Raw genomic sequence first — 13,747 nt, forward strand, 5'->3', positions numbered from 1 at the left:
TAAGAACGCACGTTAAAAGACACGAATTCAAGAATTAAGAGATTAAGACAATGAACAAATTTGATATTGAAAACCTAGACCTATTCTACGGTGACAACCAAGCACTGAAATCGATCAACTTACCAATTCCAGTTCGCCAAGTAACTGCACTTATCGGCCCGTCAGGTTGCGGAAAATCAACGCTTCTACGCTGTTTGAACCGAATGAATGATCTAATCGAAGGCGTGAAAATTACAGGTAAATTGGCGATGGACGGCGAAGATATTTACGGCAACATTGATGTTGCTGACCTTCGCATCAAAGTCGGCATGGTATTCCAAAAGCCAAACCCATTCCCGATGAGCATTTACGAGAACGTGGCTTACGGCTTACGTGCTCAAGGTATCAAAGACAAAAAGACAATTGATGAAGTGGTAGAGCGTTCGCTGCGCGGTGCTGCACTTTGGGATGAGGTGAAAGATCGCCTTAAATCACACGCATTCGGTCTTTCTGGTGGTCAGCAGCAACGTTTATGTATTGCACGTACAATCGCGATGGAGCCTGATGTGATTCTGATGGATGAGCCAACGTCGGCACTTGACCCAATTGCGACACACAAAATCGAAGAACTGATGGAAGAGCTAAAGAAGAACTACACCATCGTTATCGTGACTCACTCAATGCAACAGGCGCGTCGTATCTCTGACCGCACTGCGTTTTTCCTAATGGGTGAACTGGTTGAGCACAACGATACGCAAGTGATCTTTAGCAACCCTCAAGACGACCGTACTCAAGGCTACGTAAATGGTGATTTCGGTTAATCCACCGTATTTACAAGCATAACTAAATAACTATAAGCGATGGTAACTTTGCCCCTCTTGATGAGGGGCCTTTTTCTTTTTAAGTCGTAGGCTTAAAACATCTACCAACACAAAAATCTTGTAAATAAGTACAACTTTCCTCCCCAGTTTATAAAGCATGTAACTTATGTGAAATATGGCTTTAAAAGTGCTGAAGAGCTCTCGAATGTAACACTAAGTCTGATAATTTTGCGAATGACTTAACAGCTCAAATTTGAACGTATTGATTGCATATCATGGCCTAAGTAGTTTTTTATCGAGGATAAAAAAGTAGATTAGGTTGGTAGGGTGAGTTTAAGAAGTTTTACAAGAAAAGTGTCTTCAACGAGGGACCATCGGTTGCTAGCGGAGGCAATCTTTGATCATTTAGAGAGTCTGTTCTCCCCTCAAGCCCTCGCTATTTTTGAAGATCCTTCAATTAACCCTCGTCATTCAATGAGCTTCTCTCGCGGAGAGCTTTACCCAACCCAAAACTATCCTGAGACATTCTGGGAGTGGGCAAGTCAGTTTGATACCTCTGAAAGCATCATACCTCTGGCGATCAACACTTGTAACTGGAATCACACCCGAGATTTAGGCGGTGATAGTTACATCATGATGCTCGACAACACGCCTATCAAACGTACCTACCTACTGATTCAATCTGTACATGCTCGCACAGCACATAATATCTATGAAGAAAGTTACGACGCAATGCAGCTCGCAGCGGCGCGTTGGCAATGTATTCGTGCTGAAAAAAATGCCTCGAAAGAGATCAGGCACAGAGATATTCGTGAAGCGCAATATGTTGATGAGATTAGCCAACGCGAGCGCTTTATCGAAAATATGAAGTTAGTTCAGCAAGTTGCACTCGAAATCTCTAATCCTGATTCTTTAAAGGACTTGTACTACAAAGCCGTCGAAGCGTTACGTGAACGACTTGGGTTTGATCGCTCTACACTGATGCTTCTCGATATGAAAAAGCGCAGCTTCAGTGGTACATACGGCACGGATGAGTCAGGAATTACGATTGATGAATTTCACACACAATACGATTTACATCAACTTAGCGAGGAGTATATCACCGCGTTATCTAGCCTTGAGAGCAACTTAGTGATTGTAGAAGACGCGCCAATATACACAGCAGGTAAGGTCATCGGGCAGGGCTGGAATGCGATGTTGATTTTACGCGATGGCAATGAACCGTTTGGGTGGTTCGCGCTAGATAACTTTATTCATCGTAAGCCGATAACGGCATATCAAAAACAGATGTTGGACTCGTTTGGTTCACTTTTCTCTCAAATTTACATTCGTAAGCGCCAAGAACAAAACGTACGCATGCTGCATTCAAGCATGGTTGAGTTATCACGTTGCACTACTGTCAGTGGAGTATGCAAATCGGCCGTCACTTTCGCCATTAAAAATCTTGGTATTGATCGAATGGCGGTGTTTTTAACTGATGAAAATTGCTCTTACATGCAAGGAACGTGGGGTACCGATATTCAAGGTAATGTGGTGGATGAATCTTACTTCTTTGGCGAAACCCAAGATTTCTCTCTTATAAATCTGGCTCGCTCAATGCCAAACGAAGTCGCATTTGAAGAATCAGTGCCTATTTATCATGACTGTAATATTGTTGGCTTTGGTTGGGCTGCGATGACGGTATTGACTTCAAATAGCAGTGGTCCTATCGCCTTTATCGCTGTTGATAATTTGCTGACACGTGCGCCGTTAACTTCTCAGTTACGTGAAGTGATTCGTATGTTCGCGTCCAGCTTAGCTGAAGTATTGCAACGTACTCAAGCTCAAGAGGCTATTCGCGAATTAAACGAAAACTTAGAGCTGGAGGTTCAGAACCGAACAAAAGAGTTGGAGGAAGCCAATCGACAGCTTGAGGTACTTTCTAAGCTCGATCCTTTGACGCGTCTTGGTAATCGCCGCATGTTAGAACATGTGATGCAAAAATATTGTGCCCTAGAGTGTGAAGACGACATGTCGTTTGGCCTGATCCTGATTGATATTGACCATTTTGGCTTATTCAATAATCACTATGGTCATCTCGAAGGCGATATTGCCTTGATGCGAATTGGCTATATCTTGGATCATCATACCAAAGGTGAAGATGAAGTTTTTTGCCGTATCGGAGGTGAGGAGTTTGCGTTGCTCATGATTGGTTCTGATCAAGAGGAGGTTCGACTGAGAGCAGAGTGCATTCGTCAATGTATCGAGGGCGAGGGGATAAAGCATCGACATAACCCAGAAGGGGAGTTACTTACCGTTTCAGTCGGTTACTCCTGTTATAAAGCGAAAGGCAAAGACTTTAATTTCGACCATTTATATCAGTTGTCGGATAAGGCACTCTATCAAGCGAAGAATCATGGGCGAAATTGTGTAAGGCGATACGAATACGAGCCCCAAGTGTTTGTTGAGTAAGTGATGTTCATAAGAGCAACTTGATAGGGAATAGGTGGCGGTTGGTGCTCTAGATAAAACCGCTAAAGCAAATTTGACCGGATAAGAGAATTGGCAGCTCATGAGAGCTGCCATTGTTATCTAGTTATTTATAACTTTTCGAGTTGGTGGTCGGTTTTCGTTACGTTTGCTTTGCCAAGGTTTTGAATTTTGGCTAGCAGCGAATCAGGGCTCCAAGGTTGTTGGTTAGCACTAAAACGCGCTCGATTCATGGCATTAAGCTCTTGCTTAATTGCTTGTACGTCACCAGGGTTTAACCTGTCTTGATGAGTGGTTAAATACTCATTTACAGAGCGTTCAATTTTCGCAGCATCGCCTTCTTCGATGACTTTTTTTAGCGCGTTGATGTAAAGTGGTTGTTCAGCATTTGAAACCGTTCCACTTGCTGTTATTGGGCGCTTTTTCCATGCCCAAATTGCGATTCCCAATGTCATTATCCAAAGCCCTGAGAAAACAAAGGTTAACGTTCGCCAGAGACTGCTCACACCGCCGCTTGATTCAGGACTAGGGGTTGACACTAAAGGTGCTGAAAGAGGCGATTCCGGCAACGTGATTAGCCCAGTGTCATTTTTCTCTACGTCTAATGTTAGCTCTGGTAACGTTGTTTTCTTCGCTTCATCATTTTGACTGTCCCACCAGTTCAAGTCGTATCCTGGTAAGGTATATTTCCTGGCCTCTGTAGGAATAATGACTTGCTTCACCGTCATGGTAACGGTGCCATCTCTCGCGCTATCGAACTTAGGTTGTTCGGGATACACGCGCAGTGAACTCGGGTAACTAATATTGACTCGTGGCAGATATTCGGCTTGTGTACCGCGAGCCTTAACTTGAATGGTTCGAGTGAGTGAAGAACCTTGCTTTACTGTGTTGATCGCGTTAATCGACAGTAGATTACCTTGATCGTCTTGCCAGCTCTGTGTCATTTCTAACGCTGAAGCAGGAAGCCATTCACCTTTAAATTCGCTCGGAATCGGTTTGACCGTGATTGGAATGCGTTCCGCTTTGGTGTTGATAGGCATTATTTTGGTTGAGCCCGTCAAGCTGTCGCCATAAATATAAGAACCGGTCAGTTTAGGACCTATCAAGGTATAAGTGCCTGGTTGATTGGCCGTTAAGCGAAACGACTGCTCTATGACCGCTACTTCTAACCCATTTAAGATCTTCTGTCTTTGTTGTAAGCCACCCAGTGCCTCAAGCTTCATGCCTTCAATCTGCGGAGGTACTATTTGCGGGTTATCTAGGCGTCGAGTGTCCGCTTTAATTAGAAGTTGTATACGTAATGTTGCAGATTGCTGAGGGTAGAGCGTACTGTTGTCGACCGTAATATTAAAGCTAAATAGATCATCAAGATTGGGGTCTGTTTGGCTCGCGTTGACACGTAGTTTGATCGGCTCCGTTTTCATGCCATCAGCGGAAAAACTTGGAATAGTCAGAACACCTTCTTTCATTGGTGCAATTGAGATACTCCACTCGGTACGCACTGATTTTCTTCCGTTAATGTTATTGCTAGAGCGGCCATAACGAGGTTGACCCAAGAAGAAGTCTTTCTCTAGAACATTGAAGTCGATTGAGTCTGAGCTGAGCTCAGTATCTGAAATGATTCTGAGGTTAATCACTTCATTCTTGGCTACTTGTGTTTTATTCACACTAGCTTGAAGTGTCTGTGCCATCACCGAGAAACTGGATATTAGGCTGGCCACAAAAATAAAGACCAGTTTTACGCCTTTGTTCATCACAGGCTTACCACTCCTTTTGAGATTGTTGTGGAGGTTGTTTTTGTTGCGCTTGAAGTTGCATTTGCGCACGGATCAAAAAGCTTGGGTCGCGAGCACTTTCTACTGCTTCTAGTCGACGGAACTCAGGATCATCCTGATGCATTTTTTCGGGATGCGCTTTAGCCTGTATTGGTTCACCTTGATCCTTCACTTGCTTGTCATCTCGTTGCGGTTGATGTTGTTCCGTTTTTTGTTTTTCTTTTTTATTTTCAGAATCTTGCTGATTTTGTGACTGTTGTCCTTGCGCTTCTTTCCCTTCGTTTTGAGACTTTTGTTGCTGTTGCTGTTGCTGTTGCTGTTGCTGTTGCTGTTGCTGTTGCTGTTGCTGTTGCTGTTGCTGTTGCTGTTTTAGCTTTTCTTCTACAACCGATAGGTTTTTCTTCGCGGCTTCAAAGTTAGGCTTTTCCTCTAGCAGTTTTTTATACAAATCAGCCGCATCTTCTAATTGACCATTTTGAGCGAGCGAGTTGGCGAGGTTATAGAGGCCGTTAAGGGAGGCATCATGAGAAAATGCTTCGATAGCGGCTTCGTAGTCACCTTTTTGATAACTGGCGGCTCCTTTCCAGCTTGGGTTTGTAAATAGGTTTTGCGCCTGTTCATACTCACCTTGCTTGTAGAGTTCCGCTCCTTGTTGGTCGGCATTTAAGAACGGATTAGCTTCTGCATGCGGTGTCCACGTTACTGGGACTACAGTCGCAACTACCACCCAAATCAGGCCGCGTCGAAACAGTAAAGCCGCAGGAATAAGTAACAACGGCAGTAACCAAAAGCCACTGTTGAGACGAGAATCAGTTTTAACTTCTTCGCTTTGGGTCGCAGAAAGCTGGCTACCAATGTTATTAGTAAAGGCCGCGATATTTTCAACATCACGGTTGGTGTGCTGAATAGGAACAAATAGACCGCCAGTTTTATTCGCTAGCGTCTGTAGATTTTTCAGGTTTGTTTTCGCTACGACGGTTGTGCCTTGTGCAGTTTTTAGCAGAGAGCCATCGGGCAGCGCGATAGGCGCACCGTTAGGAGTCCCGACGGCAAGAACAGAAATGCGAAACTTTGTACCTTGGACTAAATCTAACGCGCGAGACAGCTCTGACGTATCAAGATCATCCGCTAACACGATGATATCGCCTTGTTGCGTGCCAGCTTGAGAAAACTGGTTGATCGCAAGTTCAATCGCGGCAGGCAGGTTTGCTCCTTGAAAAGGCATCAGCTCTGGTGACAAATTTTCGATAATGCCCGCAAGCGTGCTGGAATCAGTTGTCAGTGGACTTAAGTTATAGGCATCGCCAGCGTAAGCAATAAGTCCAGTGGCTCCCTCTTTCCATTTAGGCAGCAAATCGAGCGCCTTATAACGTGTTTGTGCTAACCGATTGGGTTTGATGTCTGTAGCAAACATAGAGCGAGACATATCAAGCACCAAGATTCGGTTTTGGTTTAACTCAAAGCTTGGTCGAGCATTGGACTGCCAGCTTGGCCCCGCTAATGAAATGCAAGTTATTGCCCAAGCTAAACCCCATAGAGTGAAGTAATGCTTAGACTGCGTGTTTTGTCCGAGCATCCGCGATAGGTGAGGGGCAATCAGTGTGGACTTTTGGGCTCTAAATTTGTGATTAAGCAAGAGTGCTATAGGGATCACGATGAGCCCCAAAAGCCAATAAGGATTGAGGAAAATAAACTCAGCCATGTTTTCTCCTTAATAGGAATAACAATACCGATAATACAAATGCAGCGCTTAATGGATATGGAAACCATTCAGACTGTGGGCGCCAAGTTTGTGTGTCGCTAGATACGGGTTCTAGCTGGTTGATGGTGTCATAAATCTTTTCGAGCTCTTCCGTATCTCGCGCTCGAAAATATTGTCCACCTGTCACCTCTGCCACTTTAGTCAGTGTTTGTTCATCTAAGTCGGCTGCGGTGTTGACTTTGCGAGTCATGAAAAACTCTTTCACCATCATTTCACCAGCGCCCACGCCCACGGTGTAAATAGTGGCGTTGTATTTTTTCGCAATTTCCGCTGCTTCTAGCGGCTCGAGCACCCCTGCAGTATTGCTGCCGTCACTGAGCAAAATCATGACTCGTTGGGGAGCATCACTGTCTACAAAGGTTTTTGTGCCTAACCCAATACCATCACCAATGGCGGTTCGTTGACCAACCAAGCCGATGACGGTTTGATTAATCTGTTGCATGACGCTTTTGCGGTCTGCAGTGAGTGGTGTTTGCAAATAAGCATGGTCGCCAAACAAAACAACTCCGAGACGGTCACCTTTTCTCTTTGCTACGAAATCAGACAGAACTTTTTTGACTGCTGTGAGGCGATCGATATATTCGCCGTTGAGTTCCATGTCTTCCTGCTGCATCGAACCGGACAGATCGACGACTAACATCAAGTCCCGATACTTGGGTTGGAATTCAACGGGATCGCCAAACCAAACTGGACGCGCACAAGCGACGACAAGAAGGCCCCAGATCGCGATTGAAAGTGCTTTTTGCAGCGCTTGCTTAGGCTTGCTGCGATTCTCATTAGTTGGTAAGTACGCCAATTTGATCTCGGCTTGTTGAGATTCTTGTGGCAGAAACTTGTATACCAGCCAGGGGATGGGCAACAAAAACAGTGCCCACCACCAGACAAATTCAATGTTTAGCCATTGGGCAAGATCGGTTATGAGTGTTTGCTCAGTCACGGTTATTTGCCTTTTTCTTTGGTGGCAAAGCGTAGGTTATCCAAAAGACACAATCGTCTACCAAGCTTTGATGCTGCCCTTGGGAAGAATTCTGATACAACGCTTCTTGCCACTGATGTTGTTTGTCTACGAATCGACTTTCTTTGGTATGGCTATCGAGAAATTCATACCAAGCGATTCCAGTTAATGGTGCGATCTCTTCACGCGGAAAGTAACTCAATGCTGCCTGGCGCAATATTTCCAGAGCAGAGGAAGGGGTATGAGGCGCGGTAGGTTGAGTTAAAAGTGTTAATGCTGTCTTTTTTGCGCGTAAGTGTTTTTTACGCCATCTCACATAAAGACAAATGCCGAAAACGAACAGCAAGGTTGCTGCAAGCACCACCCACCATCCCCAAGCGAGCGGAAACCAATCCGGTGCGTTTGGCAAAATCAAAGGTTCAAGGTCTAGGCTTTGGTTGTTTGTTGTCATTATTATTACTGCTTAATAAATACTGCTTGTCAGTTTGTTAGCTTAATTGTGAAATTAAGGGCCGGCCACTTGATAGCGTGTTAAATGGAATTGCTATTGAATGGCATTGCTGCTTAATGGTTTCTTGATGTTGGGTAAAGTGGTTTTCGAGTTCTCTTCGTTGTCCTTTAGAGCCAAAGTTAAACCATTGACTATGCAGCCCATCCGAAGCTTTCACTTGACCTCTAAAGTCTGTTTCGCCTCTTTCTAACGGATCATAAAACTGAACAGCCCTTACGCTATTGTGTTGTTTGAGTCGACGTAGTTGTGCCAGTTCCGTTGGTGTTACGTGGGCAAAATCACTGAGCATAATCAATTCGCTGCCTTTTGGGGTGAGCGTATGAAGTGTCTCCAATACTTGTGCATACGGCAGTGTACGAGTGTCGTTGCTTGCAGTACGAGTTACTTGCGCATTATGTATGTCGACTATGGCGTTAAGAATCCGCAGCCCTTGTCTTTGTAAAGAAGAGGGGCGAAATTCAAGACATTGATGTCCGTCATCAATCACTGCGCCGATGCGATCTTTTTTAGCTAGAGTTAGCCAAATTAGAACACTGGCAAAGTGGGCCAATTGAACGGATTTGAGTACATACTTAGATCCAAAATGTAGACTAGAACTTAGATCAAGATAAAGAATGACCGCTTGCTCTTTATCTTCTGCAAACAACTTCGTATGTGCTTTACCGGTCCTAGCGGTGACTCGCCAATCAATGCTGCGAATATCGTCGCCAGGTTGATATTGGCGCACCTCCATAAAATCCATACCTCGCCCTTTTTGGCGACTGGTATGGTTACCACTCATCTGCGACCAGAGACTCTGTGCTGGTGGTAACCAACGTACAGATTGAGTGCGATATTGGAGCAGCTCTTCAAGGGTTAATGTCACCCCATTCGCATGAGGTGGTAATGAATGTGTAGCGGACATATCACTCACCTGTTTATGCACTGCCAACAAGGTTTAGCAGTTTATCGATGACCTGGTTTGCCGTAATGCCTTCCGCTTGAGCGTGGTAACTCAACAATAAACGGTGGCGCAGTACCGGATAAGCCATGGTTTGAACATCTTCCGGAGAGACAAAATCACGACCAGCAAGCCAAGCGTGCGCACGTGCACAGCGATCAAGAGCGATGGTGGCACGCGGACTCACACCCATTGACAACCACTTGTCCAACTCAGTGTCATATTCGTTGGCTTGACGTGTCGCCATAACTAAACGGACGATGTACTGCTCTATCGTTTCCGCCATATGAATATCCAACACTTCTTTACGTGCGGTGAATATATCTTGTTGGCTTAACATTGGGCGTTCAACCTTTGCTTCGCCTTTTGCTTCTCCGCGGTTAATACGCAAGATAGATAGCTCATGCTCCGCATCTGGGTATTCCACTTCTAAATGCAATAAAAAGCGGTCTAGCTGCGCTTCAGGAAGGGGGTAGGTCCCTTCTTGCTCTATCGGGTTTTGAGTTGCCATAACCAAAAACAACTCTGGCAGCGGGTAGGTATGACGACCTGCTGTGACTTGTTTCTCTGCCATTGCTTCAAGCATTGCCGCTTGTACTTTGGCTGGCGCACGGTTTATCTCATCCGCAAGAATAAGCGAGTTGAATATAGGACCTGATTGGAAAGTGAATTCTCCGGTTTCGGGACGGAAGATATCGGTGCCGGTTAAATCGGCTGGCAGCAAATCTGGGGTGAACTGAATGCGGTGGAAGTCGCCTTCAACACAGTCTGAGAGTGATTTTACTGCACGGGTTTTTGCTAACCCAGGAGGGCCTTCAACTAAAATATGCCCATCCGCAAGAAGCGCAACAAGCAGTTGCTTTACCAGATCTTGCTGTCCGATGATCTGCGACTCTAAGTATTGCTGAAGAGTTTCGAAGTTAGATTTATGCATGCTTTGGACTCTCGGTATCCATGTGATTTTCGTGTTGAGTATTGGTCATTTTCCATGTGAAAAAAGTTCCAACGCTCTATTGCAATTTATCTTTTCAATATTGGGACGCTACAGAGAATTGCAAGTACGTGCTATCTCTGAAAGTGCTTATTTGACAGTGTGTTACATTTATTTTTCATAATATAATGAGAAATGCCTCTAGTTTTGTACATATGAGCCGATAAAGATTCCGTGGTGTGCGTGTCATGAGATATGCACCTGATTCCCCTTGTGGGGCCAATAACAAGTGATTCTTTTAAAAGGTCCGAATATGTTGAAACTTTATTCCTTGAGCATCAAACAGAAGGTTGTACTTGGCATTACGTTTGCTGTTCTAGCATCAACAATCATTGTTGGTGTTATGGCTCAGCGTCATGCGAGAGATGTATTGAGCCATCGTCTTATTGACATCGAGCTACCTGCGATGTTGCAGCAAATCAATACCGAAATTGACCGCGAAGTTGTCGAAATGCAACAAGCGGCAAAACAGCTGGCTACAAACGAATTTATTGTTGAAGCCCTATCTAATACAGACCGTGATCCGTCAGTAGAAGTTCAGTTGGTTCAGCAGCTCAATAACGTTAAATCACAGTATGGTCTTAATGATGCGTCGGTAGCGAATCGTCAAACGGCATATTACTGGAATCAAAACGGATTCTTACGTCAACTTAACCGAACGCAAGATGCTTGGTTCTTTGGATTTACGTCGTCTGGTCAAGAAACGTCCGTGAGTGTGTTCCAAGAGGCAAATGGCGAAGTGAAAATGTTTGCCAATTTCCAAGATCTTAATGGTACATCAATGTCAGGTCTCTCTAAATCTATGGGAGACATGGTTACTTTGCTCAATGGGTTTAAAATTGAAGATACGGGTTACGTGTTCCTCACTAATGAACAAGGCCAGATTCAAATACACCGTCAACAAGGTAAGAACCAAACTTCTATCACTAAACTATTTGGTAGTGACGCAAGTGCGCTGTTGAACAAAAATAGCTTCAACCTAATTAATGTGGAGTTTGAAGGGCAGGATACTTTTGTTTCTAGTTTGTATGTTCCTTCAATGAACTGGTTTGTTATTGGCGTGGTTCCCGTTGATGAAGTATTCGCAGACCTGAATGCGACAGCTAAAAAAATGCTGTTTACGACCATCATTGTTGCCGTTGTATTCATCCTCATGGGCGTATGGTTAGCAAACAGCATTACGAAACCAATCCGACTGATTGCCGATCGTTTTACCGACCTTGGGCAAGGTGAAGGCGATTTGGCGCAGCGTATTGAAATTAAGGGTAATGATGAAATTGCTCAGCTTTCAAAAGGCTTTAATGGATTTATTGAGAAGATTCATGCCACGATGAAAGAGGTTGCTTTAACCAGTGGCTCATTAAGTCAAGCGGCAGAAAGTGTGTCAACGAAAGCAACATCCACACACGACAACAGCCAAGAGCAGCGTGATCAAACCATTCAAGTAGTTGCAGCTATCAACCAAATGGGTGCGACCATCAGTGAAATTGCATCGAACGCTGCTACCGCTGCTGATACGGCAAATCAGGCTTCAGATAACACTCAAACTGGTCGAGAAGTTGTGATGAAAGCAAAAGAGGTGATCAGCCGCCTAGCCGATGATGTTGAAACAACCAATATTGTTGTGACGCAGTTGGCATCGACAACCAAAGATATTGGCTCGATTCTGGGTGTAATTCGTGACATATCTGAGCAAACGAATTTACTTGCGCTAAACGCTGCAATTGAGGCTGCTCGTGCTGGTGAGCAGGGACGTGGTTTTGCGGTTGTTGCTGATGAGGTAAGAAACCTAGCTTCACGCACGGCCGATTCTACAGAAGAGATTCAGCGCATGATCAATCAGCTTCAAAGTGACGCACAAGACGCGGTAAGTGCTATGGAAGCGGGCAAAGCGGTCACCATAGAAGGGGTTACTTCTACCGATGAAGCAGTCGAGGTATTAATCAGTATTTCTGAACGAATCACCGACATCTCTGATCGTAATACACAGGTTGCAACGGCGACGGAAGAGCAATCCACGGTGGTGCATACCATTAATCAAAATATCGAAGAAATCAACGCGATAAATGAAATGACAACCGCGACAGCAGAAGAGTTGGCGGATGCAAGTCGCGATCTTCAAGCGCTCTCTTCTCGTTTGGACAAGATGGTTGGTAGCTTCAAGTTATAGAGTTGGATAGAATAGGCGAAGTTTAAAAGTTCAATCATTAATTTTAGGTAAGTACTATGAATGACTTCGAAAAAGAACTAGAGCAAATTTCTCAAGAAACCGCTCAGGAGCCAGAAGTAAAACTGCCGTCGCTAGAAGAGCAAAAAGCGATCGTCGCTGAGCTGAAAAAGCTGGAAGCGGAAGGTAAGCTGACGCCAGAAGTGTTAGAACAACACTTTGGTAAGTTTAACCAAAAAAACGCAGTTCCAATCCACTAAGTTAGGTGGTGTTTTGCCTCTAACGTGCGTGATTAAATCACCTGCTCAAACACAAAAAGGGAGTTTATACTCCCTTTTTTAATGTCTGAAAAATGCTAATACCTCTCACATACTTGCCACTTAAAAATTATTGACACTTCAATGAGTTATTAATTAGTACTAGTAATTTTCATACTTGACAATACTACCGCTCTATCTAAATCTATTGCGTATTTCAATAAAAACGACCAAGGGAATGCGATCAGGATGGAGCAGCAAAAAAAAAGAAACGTTATTTTAATCACGGAGGGAAGTCTACAGTCATCTCTGTTGAAAGATGTATTGGAGACCAAACTCGGTATTAGTGTTGCTCTAATCACGCCAGATAATCTGATTCACGGAGTGTTACATGAATCTCTTGCATCAGCCATTATTGTTGATTGCAGCGTGATCACGGATGAAATTTTTCGCCGTTATGCGGAGTTTAAAGCGGCCAAGCAGAAAGACACGCTTGAAATCTTAATTAATTGTGAGCAATCCATATCGACAGAAGATCTCTTTGCTTGGCGTACTTTGGCCGGTATTTTCTATACCTCTGATGATATAAAAACGTTGCAAGTTGGTATTGGTAAGGTGCTTCAAGGAGATATGTGGTTCAGCCGTAAGTTTTCTCAGCAGTACATTACTTACCTTCGTCGACATTGCAAACCTATAAATAAGAATGTTTCCGCTATTCTGACCAAACGAGAGCAACAAATAATTACCTTTCTTTCCATGGGGGCGTCCAATCAACAAATCGCCGAACAATTATTTGTCAGCGAGAATACGGTAAAAACGCATTTACATAATATTTTCAAGAAGATTGATGTGAAAAATAGAGTTCAAGCACTTATTTGGGCAAAGGAAAATATTTCAGACAACTCGTTAACGGTGTAATGCTATTGCAATATTAGGTTGCCTAATTTAGTAAACTCTTAATAATTTCTGTGACCTGAATGTGTTAAAAGTGTTTCTTTTATGAGAAACACTTTTTTTGATTCTCTTTTTAATAACTTTAGAATTTAAAAAAGTAGCAAATAACTTTACTCTGTGAACTAGCACTTACATATCAAACTAAGTGCTGACGATTAACTACTAA

11 protein-coding genes are annotated in these 13,747 nt (G+C 43.9%); 5 read left to right on the top strand and 6 right to left on the bottom strand.

Annotation, left to right across the window (positions count from 1 at the left end):
* Nucleotides 1–50 precede the first annotated feature (50 nt).
* Together pstB and R7190_RS01965 are read left to right on the top strand one after the other, a co-directional pair.
* Nucleotides 51–800: a phosphate ABC transporter ATP-binding protein PstB gene (pstB, locus tag R7190_RS01960; protein ID WP_005375156.1), complete on the top strand. Its 750-nt coding sequence runs from the start codon at nucleotides 51–53 to the stop codon at nucleotides 798–800.
* Nucleotides 801–1,127: 327 nt separating this feature from the next.
* Nucleotides 1,128–3,251, top strand: coding sequence for a GGDEF domain-containing protein (locus R7190_RS01965; protein WP_170889984.1), 2,124 nt, complete (start codon nucleotides 1,128–1,130; stop codon nucleotides 3,249–3,251).
* 128 nt (nucleotides 3,252–3,379) lie between these two features.
* On the opposite strand, the gene R7190_RS01970 is transcribed toward R7190_RS01965, so the two are convergent.
* The 6 genes from R7190_RS01970 to R7190_RS01995 are packed head-to-tail and all read right to left on the bottom strand — an operon-like array spanning nucleotide 3,380 to nucleotide 10,146.
* A complete protein-coding gene (locus tag R7190_RS01970) occupies nucleotides 3,380–5,026 on the bottom strand; it encodes a BatD family protein (RefSeq protein WP_186585118.1) in 1,647 nt (548 codons plus the stop codon).
* Between the two features lie 4 nt (nucleotides 5,027–5,030).
* A complete protein-coding gene (locus R7190_RS01975) occupies nucleotides 5,031–6,746 on the bottom strand; it encodes a VWA domain-containing protein (RefSeq protein ID WP_318137505.1) in 1,716 nt (571 codons plus the stop codon).
* Complete coding sequence (locus tag R7190_RS01980; RefSeq protein WP_050550100.1) at nucleotides 6,739–7,743, bottom strand: vWA domain-containing protein; 1,005 nt, start codon at nucleotides 7,741–7,743, stop codon at nucleotides 6,739–6,741. The genes R7190_RS01975 and R7190_RS01980 overlap by 8 nt, the downstream gene beginning before the upstream one ends.
* Nucleotides 7,736–8,212, bottom strand: a complete 477-nt coding sequence (locus R7190_RS01985) for a DUF4381 domain-containing protein (RefSeq protein WP_017821862.1) — start codon at nucleotides 8,210–8,212, stop codon at nucleotides 7,736–7,738. The genes R7190_RS01980 and R7190_RS01985 overlap by 8 nt, the downstream gene beginning before the upstream one ends.
* A 37-nt stretch (nucleotides 8,213–8,249) precedes the next feature.
* A complete protein-coding gene (locus tag R7190_RS01990) occupies nucleotides 8,250–9,176 on the bottom strand; it encodes a DUF58 domain-containing protein (protein ID WP_033906737.1) in 927 nt (308 codons plus the stop codon).
* A gap of 13 nt (nucleotides 9,177–9,189) precedes the next feature.
* Nucleotides 9,190–10,146 carry an AAA family ATPase gene (locus tag R7190_RS01995; RefSeq protein WP_025768547.1) on the bottom strand — a complete coding sequence of 319 codons (957 nt, stop codon included), beginning with the start codon at nucleotides 10,144–10,146 and terminating at the stop codon, nucleotides 9,190–9,192.
* Between the two features lie 310 nt (nucleotides 10,147–10,456).
* Here R7190_RS01995 and R7190_RS02000 point away from each other — a divergent pair, with 310 nt between their 5' ends.
* From R7190_RS02000 to R7190_RS02010, 3 genes are all read left to right on the top strand, one after another.
* Nucleotides 10,457–12,373 (top strand): methyl-accepting chemotaxis protein, encoded by a 1,917-nt coding sequence (locus R7190_RS02000; RefSeq protein ID WP_182016460.1) that lies wholly within the window; start codon nucleotides 10,457–10,459, stop codon nucleotides 12,371–12,373.
* A 56-nt stretch (nucleotides 12,374–12,429) separates the two neighbouring features.
* Nucleotides 12,430–12,630 (top strand): restriction endonuclease subunit S, encoded by a 201-nt coding sequence (locus tag R7190_RS02005; RefSeq protein WP_005375165.1) that lies wholly within the window; start codon nucleotides 12,430–12,432, stop codon nucleotides 12,628–12,630.
* A 246-nt stretch (nucleotides 12,631–12,876) separates the two neighbouring features.
* Nucleotides 12,877–13,545 (top strand): LuxR C-terminal-related transcriptional regulator, encoded by a 669-nt coding sequence (locus tag R7190_RS02010; RefSeq protein ID WP_021707603.1) that lies wholly within the window; start codon nucleotides 12,877–12,879, stop codon nucleotides 13,543–13,545.
* Nucleotides 13,546–13,747 lie beyond the last annotated feature (202 nt).

The organism is Vibrio sp. 1078-1, from assembly GCF_033340475.1.

Coding starts and splice junctions, on each gene's coding strand:
- pstB (WP_005375156.1), top strand. CDS start 51: ATGAACAAATTTGATATTGAAAACCTAGACCTATTCTACGGTGACAAC.
- R7190_RS01975 (WP_318137505.1), bottom strand. CDS start 6,746: ATGGCTGAGTTTATTTTCCTCAATCCTTATTGGCTTTTGGGGCTCATC.
- R7190_RS01985 (WP_017821862.1), bottom strand. CDS start 8,212: ATGACAACAAACAACCAAAGCCTAGACCTTGAACCTTTGATTTTGCCA.
- R7190_RS01990 (WP_033906737.1), bottom strand. CDS start 9,176: ATGTCCGCTACACATTCATTACCACCTCATGCGAATGGGGTGACATTA.
- R7190_RS01995 (WP_025768547.1), bottom strand. CDS start 10,146: ATGCATAAATCTAACTTCGAAACTCTTCAGCAATACTTAGAGTCGCAG.
- R7190_RS02000 (WP_182016460.1), top strand. CDS start 10,457: ATGTTGAAACTTTATTCCTTGAGCATCAAACAGAAGGTTGTACTTGGC.
- R7190_RS02005 (WP_005375165.1), top strand. CDS start 12,430: ATGAATGACTTCGAAAAAGAACTAGAGCAAATTTCTCAAGAAACCGCT.
- R7190_RS02010 (WP_021707603.1), top strand. CDS start 12,877: ATGGAGCAGCAAAAAAAAAGAAACGTTATTTTAATCACGGAGGGAAGT.